This window comes from Streptomyces sp. NPDC001406 (genome assembly GCF_042895285.1).
Lineage (GTDB): Bacteria > Actinomycetota > Actinomycetes > Streptomycetales > Streptomycetaceae > Streptomyces.
This window is the reverse complement of sequence record NZ_JBIAWG010000002.1, coordinates 411,383-430,812: the sequence shown is the minus strand read 5'-3', so window position 1 is coordinate 430,812 and position 19,430 is coordinate 411,383. Positions and strand designations below refer to the sequence as shown.

General features: G+C 72.3%; 20 protein-coding genes. 9 read left to right on the top strand and 11 right to left on the bottom strand.

Annotated elements, in window-relative coordinates:
- Positions 1-91 precede the first annotated feature (91 nt).
- Together ACFY1J_RS06035 and ACFY1J_RS06030 are read right to left on the bottom strand one after the other, a co-directional pair.
- Positions 92-304, bottom strand: a complete 213-nt coding sequence (locus ACFY1J_RS06035) for a hypothetical protein (RefSeq protein ID WP_390707375.1) — start codon at positions 302-304, stop codon at positions 92-94.
- Between the two features lie 58 nt (positions 305-362).
- Positions 363-1,013, bottom strand: a complete 651-nt coding sequence (locus ACFY1J_RS06030) for a Tat pathway signal sequence domain protein (protein WP_390707376.1) — start codon at positions 1,011-1,013, stop codon at positions 363-365.
- Positions 1,014-1,620: 607 nt separating this feature from the next.
- Here ACFY1J_RS06030 and ACFY1J_RS06025 point away from each other — a divergent pair.
- Both ACFY1J_RS06025 and ACFY1J_RS06020 read left to right on the top strand, forming a co-directional pair.
- The gene (locus tag ACFY1J_RS06025) at positions 1,621-2,283 is read left to right on the top strand and encodes a DUF6230 family protein (RefSeq protein ID WP_390707604.1); all 663 of its coding nucleotides are present in this window, start codon (positions 1,621-1,623) and stop codon (positions 2,281-2,283) included.
- Positions 2,283-2,747, top strand: a complete 465-nt coding sequence (locus ACFY1J_RS06020) for a DUF6114 domain-containing protein (RefSeq protein ID WP_390707377.1) — start codon at positions 2,283-2,285, stop codon at positions 2,745-2,747. Before ACFY1J_RS06025 ends, ACFY1J_RS06020 begins: the two co-directional genes overlap by 1 nt.
- Positions 2,748-2,763: 16 nt before the next feature.
- Here the strand turns inward: ACFY1J_RS06020 and ACFY1J_RS06015 are convergent, their stop codons facing one another.
- From ACFY1J_RS06015 to ACFY1J_RS06000, 4 genes are read right to left on the bottom strand one after another with little or no spacing between them, the layout of a single operon-like run.
- Entirely contained in the window at positions 2,764-3,498 is a 735-nt protein-coding gene (locus tag ACFY1J_RS06015) for a Type 1 glutamine amidotransferase-like domain-containing protein (RefSeq protein WP_390707378.1), read from the bottom strand.
- 28 nt (positions 3,499-3,526) lie between these two features.
- Positions 3,527-3,730, bottom strand: a complete 204-nt coding sequence (tatA, locus tag ACFY1J_RS06010) for a Sec-independent protein translocase subunit TatA (RefSeq protein WP_390730752.1) — start codon at positions 3,728-3,730, stop codon at positions 3,527-3,529.
- Positions 3,694-4,203: an aromatic amino acid lyase gene (locus tag ACFY1J_RS06005; protein WP_390730751.1), complete on the bottom strand. Its 510-nt coding sequence runs from the start codon at positions 4,201-4,203 to the stop codon at positions 3,694-3,696. The genes tatA and ACFY1J_RS06005 overlap by 37 nt, the downstream gene beginning before the upstream one ends.
- A gap of 10 nt (positions 4,204-4,213) precedes the next feature.
- Positions 4,214-5,179 carry an ABC transporter substrate-binding protein gene (locus ACFY1J_RS06000; protein ID WP_390707381.1) on the bottom strand — a complete coding sequence of 322 codons (966 nt, stop codon included), beginning with the start codon at positions 5,177-5,179 and terminating at the stop codon, positions 4,214-4,216.
- Positions 5,180-5,498: 319 nt separating this feature from the next.
- Between ACFY1J_RS06000 and ACFY1J_RS05995 the strand changes: the two genes are divergently transcribed.
- The 4 genes from ACFY1J_RS05995 to ACFY1J_RS05980 are packed head-to-tail and all read left to right on the top strand — an operon-like array spanning position 5,499 to position 9,783.
- Positions 5,499-8,279 (top strand): ATP-binding protein, encoded by a 2,781-nt coding sequence (locus ACFY1J_RS05995; protein WP_390730750.1) that lies wholly within the window; start codon positions 5,499-5,501, stop codon positions 8,277-8,279.
- Positions 8,276-8,752, top strand: a complete 477-nt coding sequence (locus ACFY1J_RS05990; protein ID WP_316752833.1) for a roadblock/LC7 domain-containing protein — start codon at positions 8,276-8,278, stop codon at positions 8,750-8,752. Before ACFY1J_RS05995 ends, ACFY1J_RS05990 begins: the two co-directional genes overlap by 4 nt.
- A gap of 34 nt (positions 8,753-8,786) precedes the next feature.
- Positions 8,787-9,203 (top strand): DUF742 domain-containing protein, encoded by a 417-nt coding sequence (locus ACFY1J_RS05985; RefSeq protein ID WP_390707383.1) that lies wholly within the window; start codon positions 8,787-8,789, stop codon positions 9,201-9,203.
- Positions 9,190-9,783, top strand: coding sequence for an ATP/GTP-binding protein (locus ACFY1J_RS05980; protein ID WP_363294431.1), 594 nt, complete (start codon positions 9,190-9,192; stop codon positions 9,781-9,783). The genes ACFY1J_RS05985 and ACFY1J_RS05980 overlap by 14 nt, the downstream gene beginning before the upstream one ends.
- A gap of 3 nt (positions 9,784-9,786) precedes the next feature.
- On the opposite strand, the gene ACFY1J_RS05975 is transcribed toward ACFY1J_RS05980, so the two are convergent.
- The 4 genes from ACFY1J_RS05975 to ACFY1J_RS05960 all read right to left on the bottom strand — a co-directional run bounded on the left by ACFY1J_RS05975 (position 9,787) and on the right by ACFY1J_RS05960 (position 12,969).
- Entirely contained in the window at positions 9,787-10,455 is a 669-nt protein-coding gene (locus ACFY1J_RS05975) for an ABC transporter permease (protein WP_390707384.1), read from the bottom strand.
- Positions 10,452-11,105 carry an ABC transporter permease gene (locus tag ACFY1J_RS05970; RefSeq protein ID WP_390707385.1) on the bottom strand — a complete coding sequence of 218 codons (654 nt, stop codon included), beginning with the start codon at positions 11,103-11,105 and terminating at the stop codon, positions 10,452-10,454. The genes ACFY1J_RS05975 and ACFY1J_RS05970 overlap by 4 nt, the downstream gene beginning before the upstream one ends.
- Positions 11,102-12,235, bottom strand: coding sequence for an ABC transporter ATP-binding protein (locus tag ACFY1J_RS05965; RefSeq protein WP_390707386.1), 1,134 nt, complete (start codon positions 12,233-12,235; stop codon positions 11,102-11,104). Before ACFY1J_RS05965 ends, ACFY1J_RS05970 begins: the two co-directional genes overlap by 4 nt.
- Before the next feature lie 83 nt (positions 12,236-12,318).
- On the bottom strand, positions 12,319-12,969 hold the full coding sequence (locus ACFY1J_RS05960; protein ID WP_390707387.1) for an FAD:protein FMN transferase: 651 nt from the start codon (positions 12,967-12,969) through the stop codon (positions 12,319-12,321).
- Positions 12,970-12,976: 7 nt separating this feature from the next.
- Between ACFY1J_RS05960 and ACFY1J_RS05955 the strand changes: the two genes are divergently transcribed.
- From ACFY1J_RS05955 to ACFY1J_RS05945, 3 genes are read left to right on the top strand one after another with little or no spacing between them, the layout of a single operon-like run.
- A complete protein-coding gene (locus tag ACFY1J_RS05955) occupies positions 12,977-13,363 on the top strand; it encodes a hypothetical protein (RefSeq protein WP_390707388.1) in 387 nt (128 codons plus the stop codon).
- 10 nt (positions 13,364-13,373) lie between these two features.
- Positions 13,374-14,261 (top strand): hypothetical protein, encoded by an 888-nt coding sequence (locus ACFY1J_RS05950; RefSeq protein ID WP_390730749.1) that lies wholly within the window; start codon positions 13,374-13,376, stop codon positions 14,259-14,261.
- A 42-nt stretch (positions 14,262-14,303) separates the two neighbouring features.
- On the top strand, positions 14,304-18,062 hold the full coding sequence (locus ACFY1J_RS05945) for a CHAT domain-containing protein (protein WP_390730748.1): 3,759 nt from the start codon (positions 14,304-14,306) through the stop codon (positions 18,060-18,062).
- 49 nt (positions 18,063-18,111) lie between these two features.
- Here ACFY1J_RS05945 and ACFY1J_RS05940 read toward each other — a convergent pair whose 3' ends face one another.
- Positions 18,112-19,371, bottom strand: a complete 1,260-nt coding sequence (locus ACFY1J_RS05940; RefSeq protein WP_390730747.1) for a PP2C family protein-serine/threonine phosphatase — start codon at positions 19,369-19,371, stop codon at positions 18,112-18,114.
- Positions 19,372-19,430 lie beyond the last annotated feature (59 nt).

The window sequence follows — 19,430 nt, the reverse complement described above, 5'->3', positions numbered from 1 at the left end:
GCGGCGCCGCCGCGGTGCTGGTGCTCACCGGGGGCGCCGCCCTCGTACTGCGACTGCGCCGGCACTGAACGCCGGCCCTCGGAGCGTCAGTTCACGCAGACGGCCGGAGTGCGAAGCCGAGCCCTTCGACGTCCTCGAAGAGCGCCGCGACCCCGTCGGCCCCCGCGGCGGACGCCCCGCAGTCGGCCGCGGGCGCCGCGGGCACCACCACCGACAGCACGCCGGTCGCCTCCGACACCGCGACCGGCTCGGGTCCGTCCGCACCGCTGATGGCGGGCGGCGCCGCCGCGGTGCTGGTGCTCACCGGGGGCGCCGCCCTCGTACTGCGACTGCGCCGGCACTGAACGCCGGCCCTCGGAGCGTCAGTTCACGTAGACGGCCGCGCCCGCGTCGGTGACGGGGGCGTACTTCGCGGTGAAGAAGCCGCTGGCGAAGCAGAGCGAGGAGCCGGAGCTCTTGGTGAACTGCTGGTTGGTGAAGGAGATGCTGTTGTCGGCGTTGTCCGCCTTGCCGGTCAGGCCGGCGGCCTGGTAGACGCAGGTGATGCTGCCCAGCAGGGTCTTCAGCTTGACCGTGGTCTGGATGGTGGAACCGCTCGCCGGGGTGACGGTGAGGGTGCCGTCGGAGGCGACCGAGGTGGTGTACGGCAGGTTGTCGACCGTGATGCTGGTGACGCCGGTGACACCGAGGACGTTGCTGGTGCAGCTGCTGCTGTCGAAGGTCTGCGCGTCGACCGCCTCGGTGGCCGTGCCGGGGGCGGCGGGGTTGTCGGTGACGGTGGCGGTGAACGTCGAGGACGTGCAGGTGACTCCGCTGGTGCCGGTCGCGCTGGAGTAGAGCGTCGCGCTGGTGCCACTGGCCAGCGGCGCGCTGAGCACGTCGCCGACCGCCACGGCGGTGCCGCCGGCGCTGCCCGTGGTGAGCACGGCGCCGTCCGCGGAGGCGGGGACGGTGGCCGCGGCCGTGAGGGCGACGACGGTTCCGGCCAGGGCGAGGAGGGATCGCGTACGCATGGGGGTGCCTCTTTCCTTGGGTGGGGGGCTGCGTGAGGTGGGGTGGGGGGTGGGTCGGGCGCGCGCGGCGCCAGCCGTTGCCGACCCGTTACGCCTTCTCCGTACGTGACGGACCGGCAACGGCAGCCGGCCGGACACCGGCCGGAGACTTCGGGGGGAGAGGCCTCCGGCCGGGCCGGGTGGGGGGGCGGCCGGGCACGGACCGAGGGGGAAGCGACCGTGGCCGTTGCCGCGCTGATGCGGAGCGGTGAAGGGGGGAGGGGGGTTCGGGCCGGGACGCGGGCGATGCCGCGGCGGCGGATCCGGCGCCACGGATCCGAGGGAAACCAGGGAGAGTTGTAGACCTGAGTGTCCGTCAACGTCAAGGCCGACCAAGGGAGTTCAAGGTCGGAGCCACAGCCGACCCACAATCGACACTCTTTTTTCACAACTCTCTTGACCGTGAAAAGTAACCCCCGGTAACTTCCTCGTCGGCTACTGACGCGTAACGAGAAAGCCCTTGCAATCGCCGGGAGTTGTGAGGAGGCGTGCGCGGCAGCCGCTGTCCGCGCCAGGACAACGTGCCACTGAAGCCCAACCCGCGTTGATTTTGCCCATGGGAGCAGAGATGGCCTCGTCCGCCGACAACATCCCCGAGAACCCGGAAAGCGGTTCCGGGGAAATCACCGAAGATACTGACAGACGTGGCCGGGTCCGGCTGCGCCGTGCCGCCGTGCTGGCCGTGCCGGCCACCCTGGTCGCCGCGGGCCTCGCGGTCCTCACCGCGGAGGGCGCGCTGGGAGTCCAGTTCGCCATCTCCGGCATGCCGTTCACGGTCACGGCGACCAACCTCGACGGCACCGGCTTCGAGCAGTTCGGCAACCTCGACAACATGGCCGAGGGAAGCCCGAACACGGGTGACACGGGCGGTCAGGTCCTGGTGGTCACCTCCGCGATCAAGAACGCCACGCTCACCAAGCTGTGCCAGAGCGTCGACCTCGGTGGCATCAACCTGAAGATCACCGCGGGCGGCGGCAAGGACAAGGTGTCGGCGACCGACCTGACCACCGACTCCACCGAGCTGTCGGGCGACGCCGCGTTCGACAACATCGAGATCGGCAACGACGCCAGCACGCTGACGAAGGCCGGGGTGAAGGGCCCGATCGGCGTCTTCAGCCAGCAGTCCGACACCGTGCACATCGGCAACCTGCGGCAGACCAACTACGCCACCACCGCCGGCGTGTTCAAGCTGCCGGGGCTGAAACTCGGCTTCAGCGACTCGGCCTGCTGATGACCGACCGGTCACCGCAGGGGATGCGGCCCGCCTTCCGGCGCTGGCGGGCCCGCCGTCCGTTCTGGGGCGGGCTGCTGCTCGCCCTGGGCGGGGCGGAGGTCCTGCTCACCATGAAGGCGTCGATGAAGGTCGTCATGCACGTCGGCATGCAGGGCCTGGCCGGCTATCTGCTGCCGACCGTGATGCTGCTGTGCGGCCTGCTGACCCTGTTCAGCCCCGCCCAGCGGATCTTCTACTCCCTCATCGGTGTCATGGCCTCCCTGGCCACCTGGCTCACCTCGAACCTCGGCGGCTTCTTCATCGGCCTCCTCCTCGGCATCATCGGCAGCTGCCTCACCTTCGGCTGGCTGCCGGACCAGAAGCCCCGGGTGAGCCGGCGCCAACGCCGCCGCCTACGCAAGCAGGAGGCGGCCCGGGCGACGGCCCCCGCTCTTGCGGAGGGCACGGGCGAACCGGTGTGAGCCCGCGGCGCCGGGCTCACACCCCCGGCAGCAGCCGGGGTTCCAGGCGTTCCTCCACCGCTTTGTCGCCGTCCCGCAGGACGACGTACGCGCCCTTGCCCGGGATCTCGGTGACCGCCTCGGTGAGTTCCGTGCCCCGGTAGACCAGGCCGACGCCGTCGTCGGTGCAGTGGCTGGTGGGCAGGGTGCCGTCGGCGACCAGCCGGTGGACCAGGGGGCGGCGGCCCGTGTCGGTGTCGTAGTGGACGCCGTTGCCGTACGGCAGGAAGCCGAGCGCGTCGGTGAGCGGGCGGAGTTCGGGGCCGAAGGAGTCGGTGGTGCCGCCCCGGAACCAGCACAGGGAACCGGCGCTGACCCCGCTGAGCACGACACCCGACTCCCAGGCCCGGCGCATGATCCGGTCCAGGCCGTGCACCCGCCACACGGCCAGCAGATTGGCCACCGAACCGCCCATGACCCAGACGACGTCCTGCGCGAGGACCGCGCCCTCGACGTCGTCCAGGTTGGGCATCGGGAAGAGGTGCAGCGGGGTCAGGTCGAACCCCGCCACCCGCGCCGCCTCCGACATACGGGCCGTGAAGTGCTCGGCGTCGCCTATCGCCGTACCGACGTACATGACGCGCGGCGGACGGCCGTGGACGCCCGAGAGGTCCACCGCGTGATGGACCAGCGCGTCGAACTCGACCATGGTCCGGCCGCCCGCGCGGTGGCCGCCGGAGGTGGCGAGGATGGTGGGTTCGGAGGCCGGCACGGTGCGGATGCTAGCGGAACCGCCGCTGTCAGCTGGCGGCGGCCGGCGGCTCCGCGGTGCCGGTGACCGGCACCGGGTTCTCGTCCTTCATCGCCTTGGCCTCGCTCTTGAGGATGCGCATCGACTTGCCCAGGGCCCGGGCGGTGTCGGGCAGCTTCCTGAAGCCGAACAGCACGATGAACACGACCGCGACGATCAGCAGGTGCCAGGGTTCCAGTCCGTTGCGGAGCACGACCGCGCCCTCCTTTTTCTTACGTCTCCCACTCCGCCGTACTCGTTGATCGCGGGGTGGACGCCGAGGCGCAGTGCCTCGGTGAGGGCGGTCACCCAGGACGGGTGGATGCCGGAGCCGCCGGCGATCAGCTGGTCGGCGCGGACGGCGAGCATCGCGCGGGCCTGGCGGGGCGGGACGAGCCGTCCGGCGCCGCCCGCGTGACTGCGCAGGAGGCGCAGACCGTGCCCGGTCTCGTCGGCCGGGTCGACCGGGACGGAGCGGTGGGCGCCCACGCCGGTGCCGCGGCCGTAGAGACGACCGGTGCCGGCGAGGCGGTCGGCGGTCTCCCGGGCCCGGCGGACCCGGTCGAGGGCCTCTGGCGGTACGACGGGTTCGGCGGCCGCGTCGGCGAGCCGGACCAGTCCGGGCACGACGCGGGTGTCCCCGGCATCCGGTGGCACCCGCGTCGGGCCGTCGTGGGTCGCGCCCACCCGTGGAACGTCAGTCGAGGCCGGCGGACTTCAGCCAGGCCTTGGCGACGTCCAGCGGGTCCTTGTTCTGCGACTGCACCTGGGTGTCCAGGTCCAGCAGGGTCGCCGTGTCGAGCTTGGCGGACACGGCGTTGAGCGCGTCGACGCCCTTCTGGGAGAGCGCGCTCTTGTAGACCAGCGGCTGGACGTTCTCGAACCCGAACAGGTTCTCCGTGTCCTGCAGGACGACGAACTTCTCCTTGGCGATGGTCGGGTCCGTGGTGAAGATGTCCGCGGCCTGCACGGTGTTCTTCTTCAGCGCCGCCTGGGTGAGCGGGCCGCCCGCGTCGAGCGCCTTGAAGGACTTGAACTCCAGGCCGTACACGGACTTCAGGCCGACCAGGCCCTGCTGTCGGGTCTGGAACTCCGGCGAGCCGCCGATGACCAGGTCCTTGGCGACGCTCTTGAGGTCGGAGACGGAGGACTTGTCGGTCAGGTTGTACTTCTTCGCGGTGGCCGCGTTGACCGTGACCGAGTCCTTGTCCTGCGCCGGCGCCGGCTGGAGCAGCGTCAGCTTGGAGTCGAGCTTGGCCTCGATCGCCGAGGTGGTCGCCTCGATGGTCTTCGGGGTGGCCTTCGGGTCGAGGTAGGCCAGCAGGGCGCCGTTGTACTCGGGCAGGACCGAGATGGAACCGTTCTTGAGCAGGCCGTAGGTGGTCTCCCGGCTGCCGATGTTCGGCTTGTAACTGACCTTGATTCCCTTGGCCTTCAGGGCCTCGCCGTAGATGTCGGCGAGAAGGATGCTCTCGGCGAAGTTGTTGGAGCCGACGACGACGGTGTCGCCGCTCGCCTTGCCGCCGTCTTCCTTGAGCGGGTCGCCGGCCTTGTCGTCGGAGGAGGAACAGCCCGCCAGCAGGGCCGTAACCGCGGCGAGCGCGACCGCAGCCGCGCCTCGGTGTCTCCGGATGGACCTGCTGGTGTGGGTGGTGACAGTCACGATTCCCGTTCCGGACTCAGAGGTGGTGGGGTGGGGGAACAGCGCTGGACGCAGCGCCGGGAACAGCACTCACTGATCCAATCCAGCCGGTTCTCGGTCAGTCAAGTGCCTCTTGGTCACCGATTGGATTCGATCCGTGGCAAGTTGTGGATGGAGAGCGGTTCCTTTGTAACGGATTCTTGATAAAAGGCGAGCCGGTTGGACCTTCAAGGACGCTGTAGTCTCGCGGCAGTTGATATCGGTCACAGCGGTGCACGGGGCCCGCTTCCGTGCCGTTACGCATCAGTTCGGGTGGAGACACCCCGACCAAGGAGGCCCGGTGTCCACGAACGAGGTGGACGCGCCCGCTCGGCCTGCCCGCCCGGAGCGGGCCGAACCACGAGGCTTCGCCGACCGCTGGCCCTTCCGGCGCAAACTCAATCTGCTCGTCGGCGTGCCGCTCGCCGTGATCGCCGTCCTGCTGTCCTACCTCGTCAGCGACCTGATCGAGGAGTCGAACACCACGGAGTCGGCGGCGCGCGTCGTCCGCGACAGCGCCACGGTGGCCCGGCTGGTGGACCGCGTGGAGGCGGAGCACCAGCAGGCCATCCTGCTCTCCGCGCGCTTCGAGTCCGGCTACTCCAAGCCTTCCCTGGCCGCCTACCGCACGGCCCAGCAGGCGGTGGACGACCAGGTCGAGACGGTGCGCGACACCTTCGGCGACCGGCTGCCACAGACCGAGACACAGGCGCTCAGGGAGGTCGAGGGTCTCTCCAGCCTGCGGCAGAGCGTCGAGCGTGGCTATCTGCCGGCCGACAACATCGACCCGGCCTACACCTCCGCGGCCAAGGGCGTGATCGACGGCCTCGGACTGGACCGCACCACCTCGCTCGCGTCCACCTTCACCGGCAACCTGCTGGACTCCCTGCTGCGCGCGGACGCCGCCCACGGCGCCTTCGAGACCAGTGTGTTCTCGGCGACGACCGGGGACACCAACGCCCTGATCGAGTTCACCAACGCGGTCGGCGCGTACGACCTCTACTCCCACCAGGCCGACCGCTTCAACCGGTTCGCCACACAGGACCAGGCGCGCAAGCTGGCGGGGATCGAGCACACCGCCGCGCAGCAGCGCATCGCGGAGTCCTTCGCCGAGTTGCAGATCGACCCCACGCAGCTGGAGGCCGGGACACAGGACGAGATCCGCAAGGCGGTGCAGGACGCGCTGAGCGAGTACCCCGCCTATCCGGACCAGGCCGCCGCCCGGCTGAAGATCACCACCTCGCTGATCGACGACATCGCCGCACGGGCCGACGAGGCCTCCAACGAGGCACAGTGGCGCGCCCTCCTGCTGCTGAGCGGCACGCTGGTCGGCTTCGCGCTGTGGATCGCCTTCTCCGTGCTGGTCCGCCGCTCGGTCATCCGCCCCGTGCAGTCCCTCACGGGCGCCGCGCGGGAGGTCGCCGACGTGGCCGGCCGGGAACTGGCCCGGGTGGCCGACGACGACGCCGAGGACGACGGGCCGCCCCGGCTGCGCGACATGCCCGTCACCGCGCGCGACGAGATCGGTGACCTGGCCGAGGCCTTCAACAATGTGCAGACCACCGCCGGGGCGCTGCTGGAGCGGCAGGTGCTCAGCCGGCGCAACGTCGCGGAGATGTTCGGCAACGTGGGCCGTCGCGTCAGCAATCTGACGACCCGCCAGCTGGCCCTGATCGACGCCGTCGAGCGGGGCGAGACCGACCCCGCCCTGCTGGAGCGTCTCTACTCCATCGACCACATCGCCGTACGCCTGCGGCGCAACGCCGACAGCCTGATGCTGCTGGCCGGCATCCGTGAGACGGCGCTGGACGCGGAGCCCACGGCCCTGACCAATGTCGTGCGGGCCGCGCTCGGGCAGATCGAGGGCTACCAGCGGGTACGGCTGTACGCCGGGACGGACGCCGTGGTCGAGCCGGACATCATCGGCGACCTGACCCTCATGGTGGCCGAACTCCTGGAGAACGCGGTGTCGTTCTCTCCCGAGGGCAGCCCGGTCGAGGTCACCGTCCGCTCCGGCGACGAGGCCGCGTACGTCGTGATCACCGACCACGGACTCGGTATGAGCGCCGAGCGCCTGGCCGAGGAGAACGCCCGGCTGATCCGCCGCGAGCGCCTGGACGTGGTGCCCACCAAGGTCCTCGGCCTCTTCGTGGTCGGCGCCCTGGCCCGCCGCTGGGAGATCGGGGTCGAACTGACCCGCACCCCGGGCGGCGGTGTGACGGCCGAGGCGAAGCTTCCCGCGGCACTGCTGCTGACGACGAGTCCGGTGCCGGCGAATGCCTCCGGCAGTTCGGCTATGGACTCGGCCGACGGTGGGACGAACCCGGCGTCGGGCGGTGCCGGTGAGCCGGCCGCCGTGGGTGCGTCCGTGGCGTCGGAGGCGAAGCCCGCGTCCGTGGCCGCGGAAGCGAAAGCCGTGCCCGCGGCCGCGGAAGCGAAAGCCGTGCCCGTGCCCGCGGCCACGGAGGCGAAGGTCGTGCCCGCGGCCGCGGAAGCGAAAGCCATGCCCGTGCCCGCGGCCTCGGAGGCGAAGGTCGTGCCCGCGGCTGCGGAGGCGAAGGTCGTGCCCGTGGCCTCGGAGGTGAAAGCCATGCCCGTGCCCGCGGCCGCGGAAGCGAAGCCCGCGTCCCCGGCCGTCTCCGGGCCCGTGCCCTCCGCCACCGTCGAGGACCGTGCCGCAGCCCCGGACGCGGACCCGGACCACTCCACCACCCTCCCCCGCCGGGTCCCCCGCCGCGAGTCGCCGGTGACCGACAGGAAGGCCCCGCTCGTCCCTGCCGCACGCACCGAGTCACCACCCGCCCAGGACAGTTCCCGTCCCCTGCGCCGCCGGGTCCGGGGAGCCACCCTGCGCACCACCGCCGGTGCCGCGCAGGTGCTGCCGCAAGAGGCGCGGGAGCGGGACGCGGAGGCCGTGCGCAGTGCGCTGGAGGAGTTCGAGGCGGCGGTCGAGCGCGCCCAGCGCGACAGCGACACCGGGAACTTCGCCCGCCCCGGCAACGAGGCCGGTCCGGCGGGCGCCTCGCAGACCATGAACCCCCCGCAGGACCAGAACCACCTTCCGGAAGGAGCCGAGCAGTGAGCACGTCGACAGGTGACACCCCGACGGGCGGCACCACACCGACCGACCTGCAGGCCGCCGCGGCCGACTTCAACTGGCTGCTGAACCGTTTCGCGACCGAGACCGCAGGCGTCGTCGACGCCATCGCCGTGTCGTCCGACGGCCTGCTGATCGCGGTGTCCGAGCTGCGTGAACGCGCGCACTCCGAGCGGCTGGCCGCGATCGTCTCCGGCATCACCAGCCTGGCCGCCGGGGCCTCCGGCAACTACGGGCTGGGCGGTCTGAACAAGGTCATCATCGATCTGGAGGGCGGCCATGTCATCGTCTCCGCGATCGGCAACGGCGCCGTGCTCGGCGTGGTCGCCGACAAGGAGGCCAAGCTCGGCAACATCGCCTACGAGATGACCGTGTTCGCCAACCGCGCCGGTGCCGCGCTCAGCCCGCAACTCGTGCTCGAACTGAAGAACACCGTCGGTTCGGTGTCGGCGCGCTGACCGGACGCCGGTCGAGAAAGGAAGCGACCCAGCCATGGCGGACGGCTCCCCGCCACCGGGCCCCGACCCGGTCGGCCCCGCCCCCGCCGTACGGCCGTTCCTGGTCACCGCCGGCCGGGTGGCGGACAACGCCCCCGGCCGGGCGATGCCGGTCGAGACCCAGGTGGTGGCCACCACCGCGGGGCTCGCGGCGCTCGGCCGGCTCTCCTTCGAGCGGCACGACATCGTCGCCGCCTGCCGGCTGCCGCAGTCGATCGCGGAGCTGGCGGCCCGGCTGCGGCTGCATCTCAACGTGGTGCGCGTGCTGGCCGAGGACCTGCGTGACGCCGGGCAGTTGGCGGTGTACCTGCCCGACGTCGAAGCCACCCACGACGCATCCGTCCTGCGCAGGGTTATCGACGGCCTCCGTGCCGTCCCCGACTCCCGAGGGGAACTGAGTGACACCGACTGAACCGCTGGTCCGCGGCACGCAGGCCGCCGTACGGCCACCGCTGCCGGTCAAGATGGTGATCGCGGGCGGCTTCGGCGTCGGCAAGACCACGGCCGTCGGCTCCATCTCCGAGATCGAGCCGCTGACCACCGAGGCGGCCATCACCGAGGTCGCGGCGGGCGTGGACGACCTCACGCACACCCCGTGCAAGACCACGACCACGGTGGCGATGGACTTCGGCTGCATCACCATCGACCCGACGCTGAAGCTGTATCTGTTCGGCACGCCCGGACAGGAGCGGTTCGGGTTCATGTGGGACGACATCGTCGAGGGCGCGGTCGGCGGGCTCGTCATTGTCGACACCCGACGGCTGGACGACTGCTACGCGGCCGTCGACTACTTCGAGCACAAGGGCATCCCGTTCGCGGTGGCCATCAACGCCTTCGACGGGAAGGTGGAGCACACCCTGGACGAGGTCCGCTGGGCCCTCGACGTCGCCGAGGGCACCCCGCTCGTCGTCTTCGACGCCCGGGAACGCGGCTCGGTGCGGGACGCGCTGCTCGTCGTACTGGAGCTGGCACTGGCCCGCGCCGAGGCGTGAGCGTCAGCCGCTGCGCCGTACCCCCGGTGACACCGCGATCCGGCCCACCGCCCAGAACACCGCGATCGTGGCCAGGGCCATCGCGGCGACCAGGGTGGCGCCGCCGACGACCTTCTCGTAGTTCTTCTGGTAGAGGCCGTCGATGATGTAGCGGCCGAGGCCGCCGAGGCTGACGTACGCGGCGATGGTGGCGGTGGACACGATCTGGACGGCCGCCGAGCGCAGCCCGCCCAGGATCAGCGGGAGCGCCACCGGGAGTTCCACCTGGAAGAGGATCCGTGACTCCTGCATGCCCATGCCCCGGGCGGCGTCCACCGGGGACGGGTCGACGGAACGCATCGCCTCGTAGGTGGTGACGAGGATCGGCGGTACGGCGAGGACGACCAGCGGGATCATCACGATCTCGATGCCGAAGCCCAGCCAGGTGACCACCAGCACCAGCAGGCCGAAGGTGGGCAGCGCCCGGCCCGCGGTGGCGATCAGCGCGAGGGCGTTGCCGCCGCGGCCGTAGTGCCCGGTGACCAGGCCGACCGGCAGTCCGATCACGGCGGCGAGGGCGAGCGCTTCGAGGGAGTACTGGATGTGTTCGGTGATCCGGGTGGGGATGCCGTCGTAGCCCTGCCAGTGGGAGCTGTCGCTGAAGAAGGCGTGGATGAAGTTCAGTACGTTCACCGGGCCGCGCTCTCCTTCGGCATCCAGGGGGTCAGCACAATGCGCACGGCCACCAGGGCCGCGTCGACCAGGGTCGCCAGGACGGCGGTCGTCACGACGGAGTTCACCGCGAGCACGGGCCGGTTGTAGATCTGCGCGTCGTGCAGCAGGTTGCCCAGCGCGCCCTGGTTGCCGATCAGCATGCCGACGCTGACCAGGCTGATGCTGGACACGGTGGCCACCCGCAGGCCGGCGATGATCGCGGGCACGGCGATCGGCAACTGCACCTGGACATAGCGGCGTACGGGCCCGAGGCCCATGGCGGTGGCGGCCGACAGGGTCTCCTGCGGTACCGAGCGCACCCCGTCCACGATCGCCGGGACGAGCACCACCAGGCTGTACACGGCCAGCGGGATCATCACCGTGGTCTCGCTCTGGCCGGTGTAGTCGATGAGGACGACGAAGAAGGCCAGTGACGGGATGGCGTAGAGCACGGTGGTCACGCCGAGCACGGGCGGGTACAGCCAGCGGAAGCGCACACAGAGCTGGGCGACGGGCAGCGAGACGATCAGGCCCGCGAGGACCGGCAGCAGCGCCTCCCGCAGGTGCAGTCCGATCAGGCCGGCGTAGCTGTGCTGGAGGTCGCTGGGGATGTCGAAGAAGCCGTTCATCCGGCGGCCTTCACCTCGTCGACGCGGCCGTCGGCGTGGGCGTGGCGAATGGCCTCGGCGATGGTCTGCTGCGACACGACCCCGACGACCCGCCCGGTGCCGTCCACGCCGACGGCCCAACCGGTGGGCGACAGCACCGCGCAGTCGAGCGCGGCCCGCAGCGAGTCCTTGCCGTGCACGAAGGGCCGCCCGTGGGACAGCAGCCGCTCGGGCACGATCTCGCCCGCCGTGAGGTCCTGGGGCTCGCCCCAGCCGAGGGGCTTGCCGTCCAGGTCCGTCACGAGGAGATGGGGCACGTCCGCCGAGCCGCGCGCGGCGATCTTCTCGGCGTCGGCGTCCACCGCGACGATCGGAGCGGTCAGCAACTCCAGTTGCCCGGAAGGGAAGAAGGACAGCCGCCGGATGCCGCGGTCGGTGCCGAGGAAGTCCTCGACGAACGGATCCGCGGGCGAGGTCAGCAGTTCGGCGGGCGGCGCGTACTGGGCGAGCCTGCCTCCGGTGCGCATCACGGCGACCATGGTGCCCAGCTTGATGGCCTCGTCGATGTCGTGCGTGACGAAGACGATGGTCTTGCCCAGCTCCTCCTGGATGCGCAGGAGTTCGTCCTGCAGCCCCTTGCGCACCACGGGGTCGACGGCGGAGAACGGCTCGTCCATCAGCAGCACCGGCGGATCCGCGGCGAGCGCCCGCGCCACGCCGACGCGCTGCTGCTGGCCGCCGGACAGCTGGTACGGGTACCGCTTGGCGAGGGCGGAGTCGAGCCCGACCCGCTCCATCAGCTCCGCGGCCCGGGCGCGGGCCTTCTGCTTGCTCCAGCCCAGCAGGCGGGGCACGGTGGCGATGTTGTCGACGATCGTGCGGTGCTGGAAGAGACCGGCGTTCTGGATGACGTAACCCATGGACCGCCGCAGCGTGTTGACCGGCTGCTGCTGGATGTCGACGCCGTCGAGGAGGATGCTGCCCTCGCTGGGTTCGACCATCCGGTTGATCATCCGCAGGGTCGTCGTCTTTCCGCAGCCCGAGGGCCCGACCAGGACGGTGATCGAGCGGTCCGGTATCTCCAACGACAGCCGGTCGACCGCGACCGTGCCGTCCGGGTACCGCTTGGTGACTGAATCTATCCGTATCAAAACGCCGAATACCCTTCGGGTTTGGCAGAAACTGCCCACTTTCGGCCACGGTTGTCCTTGCGCAGGCCGTTGCGGGGACGAGTCTAGACCGCGAGGGTTTCGGCACCACTCCCTGCCAACGGCACGCCCGCGGTACGCACCACCCGGCGCCCGGCGTCGACCGCGAACACCTCGCAGCCGGGCCGGGCGGCCGCCCACGCCACGCCCTCCTCGCCCATCGCGAAGGCGGCCGTCGCGGTGGTGTCGGCCTCGGTCAGGGTGGGCGCGACCACGGTCGGGCTGAGCAGCCCGGTCGCCGGGCGGCCGGTGCGGCCGTCGAGGATGTGGTCGCCGCGCTCGTAGCGCCCGGAGGTCGCCACCGCCCCGTCCGTGATCTCCAGCACCGCGCACAGCCGGTCCGCCCGCTCGGGATGCCGTATGCCGACGCGCCAGGGACCACCGGCCGCGACCACGTCTCCCCCGGCGTTCAGGCAGAAGCGCCGTGCCCCGGCCGCCGTCAGCAGGTCCGCCGCCCGCTGCACCGACCAGCCCTTGACCACCGCGCAGGGGTCGAGCCCCCGGCCGGGCAGGCAGGCGTCGAAGGCGCCGCCGGTCGCGATCCGGTACTCCTCGCAGACGGCGAGGACTTCGGCGAGGTCCGGGCTCAGCTCCTCGGCGGACAACTCGCGCCGGTCCAGGCGGGACACCGGTTCGCAGTTGGCGCTGAGGAACTCGGCGGACGATCCGACTAGCATGGGTGACGTGTCGTCACACGAGGACCACGATCATCAACTGGCTCTGTTCTGCCAGCAGTTGCCGCGACTGCGGCGGATGTACCGGGGGCCGGTGGGCGCGGCGAGACGGCTGGCGATCGACCGCGCGGTGACGGCCGCGCGGGCCGGTGAGCCGATCGAGGAGCATCTGGCCGCCCTGGGTCTGCCGCTCCGACGTTCGGCACCGGATGTGCAGGAGGACGAAGCGCGCTCGACCCTGCCGCCCCGGGTCGCGGACGCCGCGCCGCGCGCCCTGCTCGGCGTCCACGTCTGTCCGCGCGGGGTCTGCGCGCGGCGGGAACAGCGGTCGGCCGGTGCGCAGCGGCCGGTGTGCGAGGTCTTCGACCTGGCGCTGCGCTTCGAGGCCGAGAGCTGAGTGGACGGGCATGCTCACCGGATTCGTCACCGACGTAGGACGGAAGCTGGCCGAGCGCTGGGCGGGGGCGGTGGTGCTGCCCGGACTGCTGTTCACCTGCGCTCTGGCGGCAGGCATGACGTTGCGTCAGGACCACTGGTCCGACGTGGAGTTGCTGCGGCACCGGCTGACCGGGCTGAGTTCCGGTTCGGGCTCGACCCGTACGGCCGTACTGCTCCTCGGCGCACTCGCCGCTTCCTTCGCCGCCGGGCTGCTGGCCGACGCGCTCTCCGGACCGTACGAGCGTGCCCTGCTGGGGAGTTGGCCCTGGCCCCTGGGCGGGGCGGCCGACGCGCTCACGGGGCGGAGGGGCCGGATCTGGCGGGAGCGGGACGAGGCCTGCCGACGGGCCCGGGACGAGGGCGAGGACGGCGTCCGGGTGGGCGAGCTGGAGGTGCGGCGCAACCAGGTGGCGCTGGTCCCGCCGCAGTGCCCCACCTGGACCGGGGACCGGCTGCGTGCTCCCGCGGTGCGGATCCGCCTGGAGTACCGGCTCGAACTCGCCGACGCCTGGCCCCGGTTGTGGCTCGTGCTGCCCGACTCCACGCGCACGCCGCTCGCCGAGGCCCGGCAGCGGCTGGACGAGACACTGCGGCTCGGCGGCTGGGCGGTGCTGTATCTGCTGCTGGGCGCGGTGTGGTGGCCGAGCGCCGCGGCCGGGGCGTGCGCGGCACTGGTGGCCTGGCGGCGGGGCCGTGAACGGGCCGATGTGTATGCGGAGTTGGTGGAGTCGGCCATCGACGTCCATCTCCCGGAGCTGTCCGAGCGGTTCGACGAGGAGACCCGTTCGGTCCGGGCGAGCCTGGGCCCCGCGCTCACCGAACGGTTCCGGAAGGGGGCGGGGCCGCGGCGACTGTGACGTGACCGGCATCGGGGACGACTCGGATCAGGGGTACGGAACATGACGACGGACACGACGGATCCGGGCCGGCGGCCCGGAGACTTCGACCGGCCGGCCGAGCGCGCGCGGCTGCTTGCGGCCGTACGGGAGCGGCTGGAGGGGACCGGCGGTCCCGCCGGCAACGCGCGTCTGCACACCGAGGAGGCGCACGGCGAGACCGGCCGGCTGCTGTGGCACCTGATGGGCCCCGCCCCGGACGGCGGCTTCGGACTCGACCCGGAGGTGGTGTACGTCCTGGGCGTGACGCACCTGTTCCGCGCGCACGACCGGCCGGACGCCCCCACCGCCGAGCGGGAGAGCCGGTACGGCCTGACGCTGCTCGCCCCCTTCTACTTCCACCTGCCGGGACAGGAGGACGTCCTGCCCCCCGAGCTGCGTGCCGCGCTCGACGGGATGGCGGGCCCCGACGCCTGGCGGCCCGAGGAGCCGGCGGAGCTCGTCCAGCGGCACGCCGAAGCCCTGACGAATCTGGCGATGCTGGTGATGGAGCTGGCCGTCGCGCTGCCGTATCCGGAGGCCTTCGCACTCGCGGCCGGGCTGACCCGGGACTCCCTTCCGTATCTGTCGCCGGAAGGCCCCGACCGCGCGCTGGCCGGCTGCAACCTCGGATACGCGCTGCTGCTGAGCGCCGTCCACGGGGACAGCGGACCCGAGCGGCTCACCGAGGCCGTCGACGTCCTGCGCACCGCGTTCACCGCGACTCCCCCGGGCCATCCCAACCACGCCCGCTGCGCCAACGGGCTGGGTCTGGCGCTGCTCGCCTCGGCGGAGCAGCGCCAGGACCGCACCCCGGTGCCCGAGGCCGTCGCGATGCTGCGCACGGCAACCCGGGCCGCCACCGAGGGCGATCAGAACAGGGCGCAGATGTACTCCGACCTCGGCTACGCCCTCGTCGTCCTCGCCCGGAGCGCGGAGGCCGGCGAAACGGTGGGTCCGGAGCTGCGGGAGGAGGCCGTGGCCGCGCTGCGGCGCTCGCTGGACCTGACGGACGACGGGCAGCCGGAGCAGCTGCGCGAACGGCTCGGCCGGCTCGCCGACGCCGAGCTGATCGGCATCCCGGACGACGACCGGCCAGGGGCCGCCGCACAGGCCTCACAGGCCGCCGGGGCCCTGCGGCGACTGCTCGGGCTCACTCCCGACGGGCACCCGGAGCGCGGTGAGCTCCTGCTGCGGCTGGCCGCGAACCTGGTGGTGGCCCAGCAGCCGCGGGAGGCCGTGGGACTGCTGACCGAGGCCGGTGCGCTGTTCGCCGGTGACGCCGAGCGGGCGGAGCAGGTGCAGGTGCTGCTCTTCCAGGCGTCGATGCTCCAGGGGGAGCTGGCCTCCCGCTCGGACCTCACGCCGGAGCAGCGGGAGGACTGGGAGGCCGTAGACAGCGCCATGCGGTCCGCGCTGTCGGGGGACCCGGCCGGGCATCCGCTGGGCGCGGTGCTGCAGCTCATCGGCCTGGGCACGGAGCAGGGCGGCAGCCGCGGCCAGGAGCTGATGGAGCTCGGCAGCCTGGTGCTGGGCTACCCGGAACAGGTTTCCCTGAGCGACCTCTTCGCCAAGACCATGGAGCTCCAGGCCCGGCGCATCGCCCGGCTGCCCGAGTCGGAGCGCGAACAGGCCCTCGCCGACTTCCTCGCGGGTGAGGGCACCGGGTCCGCACCGGACGTCGAGGGGCCGGTGGACCCCGGCGCCCTCGACGAACTCCTTGACGTCCACGAGCGGTTGCTCGGCCTGCTCCCGGCCGACCCCCGCGAGCACGGTCTGCTGAAGGGCAGCCGGAACCTGCTGCGCCTGCAGAAGATCACCTACGAGTCGATGAACGAGCCGGAGGAGGGCCCGGCCCGATTGCGGTCCCTGCGCAGGTCCCTGCCCCTGCTGCGGGAGATGTTCGACGACATGCCCGAGCAGCTGCGGCAGTTGGGGATCGCTCCCGAACTCTTCGGCGCGCACACGGCGTTGATGTTCTCCTCAGAGTCGCCGTTCGACCAGCTGGAGGCCCTGGAGGAAGGGGTGCGGGGCGCCCGCCGCAGACTGACCCGGCTCGCCCCGGGGACACCGGAGTACGACGAGGCAAGGACGTCCCTCGCCGTCTCGCTCTTCTTCCGGCACGCGCTGTGGCCCGAGGAGGCGGATTTCGAGGAGGCCGTGGCCCTCGCCCGCGAGCTGACCGCCGTACCCGATCCCGGGCTGCGCACCGCGATGCTGCTGACGCAGTGGACCTCGGCCACCCGCTCACATCTCGAACAGTCCAGGTCGCCGGATCGACCGGCCGCCCGGTCGTTCAGCCGGATCACCCGGATGGCGTCCGACCGCGCCGCCAGGGCGCTCGACGAACGGGACCCCGTGGACGCGCTGGAGACCCTGGAGGACGGCCGGGCGCACCTGTTGTCCACCGCGCTCAACACCCGTCGCGAACTGGAGGTCCTGCACGGCGCGGACGCCGACCTGCACGCCCGGCTGCGCGCCGCGCTGGACGAGGTCCGGGCGCTGCGTCGCAGGGTGGAGCCCGGCCACTGGGCCGACCCGGACGAGTTCGAGGCGGTGCGTCTTGCCTCCGGGGACGCCGCCCGGCTGGTCGCCGAGCTCCAGCGGCGCCCCGGCTTCCGGCGCTTCCTCACCCCGCTGCCGCTCGGCCTGGACGACCTGCTGCCCGCCGCCGCGGAGGGCCCGGTGGTGAGCGTCAACGTCCATCCCCGCCGCTGCGACGCCCTGGCGCTGTGCGCGGACGGGCTGCGCACGGTGCCGCTGCCCGAGCTGGACGCCGCCGACCTGGCGGCGCAGGCCGAGTCGTTCCGGATCGCGGTCGAGGCGCTCACGGCCGGACCGCGCGATCCGCTGTTCGAGGAGGCGCGGGACATCTTCACGGGCACCCTGGCCTGGCTCTGGGACGTCCTGGCCGAACCGGTCCTGGACGCCCTCGGACTGACCGGCCGTCCCCCAGGTTCTCGGCTGCGCTCGGACAGGGGGGACCCCCATGACCCGGGAGCGCCGTGGCCCCGGCTGTGGTGGTCACCGTCCGGTGTGCTCAACTCCTTCCCGCTGCACGCCGCCGGGCACCACGGCCCGGACGCGCCGGCCGGCGCGGCCGTCCTGGACCGGGTCGCCTCCTCCTACACGCCGACGCTGCGCGCCCTGCTCTTCAGCCGGGCCCGCCGGCGCGCGGCACCCGGCCGGCGCAGCACCCTGGCCGTGGCCATGCCGGAGACGGCGGGGCAGGCGCCCCTGGCCCGTACGGTCGCCGAGGCCGCCGAGGCGGTCGCGGCGGGCGGCGGGGTCCCGCTGATCGGAGCGGCCGCCACCAGGGACGCGGTGCGCACGGCCGTGCCGGCCGCGTCCCTGGTGCACTTCGCCTGCCACGCCGACAGCGACCCGGAGGAGCCGGCAGCGGGCCGGCTGCTGCTGGCCGACGGCGACCTGTTCCTCCAGGACATCGCCGAACTGCGCCTGGAGTCCGCCGAGTTGGCCTATCTCTCGGCCTGTGGCACGGCCCGCGGCAGCGCCGCGCCCGCCCTGGCCGACGAGGCCGTCCATCTCGCCTCCGCCTTCCAGCTGGCCGGATACGCCCAGTCGGTGGCCACGCTCTGGGAGGTCGGCGACGCCTTCGCGGCCGACGCCGCCGCCAGGTTCCACCGCACGCTGGCCCCGTCCCTGCTGCACCCCGGCCCCCTGCCCGCAGCGCAGGCCCTGCACCACACCGTGCGCTCGCTGCGCGCGGAGCGGCCGGACCTGCCGTGGACCTGGGCGGCGCTGGTGCATGCGGGGGCGTGAGCGGGCGGGGCGAGGAGGCCACGGGGTGAAGCGGTGGTGGCCGTGGGGCTCACCACCCCATCTCGGGAGAGCCCTCCAGCGGAATGTGGGCGCCGTGGCGCAGTCGTGGGCGGGCCGCCATGACCGCCACGTCGTCCTCGGCGTTCTTCACGTCGAGGCGGCTGACGATGGTCTCCAGGATCTCGTGGACGCCCGCGCCCACCGCGAAGCGGATCTCGGCCAGGCGTTGCAGGGAACTGTCGATGTCCTCGCCGCGGTGCTCGACGAGGCCGTCGGTGAACAGCACCAGCGTCTGGTCGGGGTCGATCCGGTACGTGGTCGACTCGTAGCCGCCGAAGCCGGTGCCCAGCGGTGGGCCGACCGGGGCGGGCAGCAGTGAGGTGCGGCCGCCGCGCGTGATCAGGGCGGCGGGCAGGTGGCCCGCGCTGGCCACGGTGAGCTGGCCACGGGCCGGGTCGACACGTGCGATCAGGCAGGTGGCGGGTCTGCGGTCCGCCTCACCGGAGGCGATGTCGTCCATCTGGCGCAGCACCCGGTGCGGGGGCAGGTCGGCGGAGGCGATGTAGCGCAGGGAGGAGCGGTACGCGTTCATGTCGACGGCGGCCTCCAGGCCATGGCCCATGACGTCGCCGACGACGAGCAGGGTGCGGCCGAAGTGCAGCCGTACGGTCTCGCACCAGTCGCCGCCGACCAGCGTGCGCGTGCCCGCGGGCAGGTAGCGGACGGCGACGTCCAGGTTGGGGTGCGGCCGGCCCGGCTCGGCGAGCAGGGCGCGCTGCAGGTCGGCGGCGGTGCTGCTGACCCGGTCGTACTCGCGGGCCTGCCGGATGTGGGACGCGGCGCGCTCGGCCAGCAGGGCGAGAAGCTCCACCTCAAAGCGGGTGAACGGCGGTCCGTCCCGTGCGCAGACGAGGACGCCGTACTGGAGCTCCCCGCTGGTCAGCGGCAGACAGATCGCGGGCCGGGCCCCGCCGTGGGCCGGGTACTCGGTCCACGGCTCCGCACGGCCGTCGGCCGCCGGGGTCGCGGCGTCCTGGGCCACGGCGGCGGCCCAGCGGGCGTCGGGCAGGGCGCCGGCGTCCCCGGTGATCGAGTCGTATCCGGAGACGCTTCTGCCGACACGGTGCATGACGGCCGCCGAGCCGCCGGCCAGCCGCACGACGGCCCGGGCCAGCTCTGCGCAGGTCGTGCTCTCGTCCGGCGTCGTGCCGATACCGGCCGCCGCCACGCGCAGCGCCCTCAGCCCGTTCTCCCGGCTCTGCCCGCCGACCTGCACCGTCGTTCTTCGACGGGACCGGATCCACCGCACGACACCCAACACCCCCACAGAATCTCAAACCAGGGCATTCGGGGCATCCATCGGCTGTG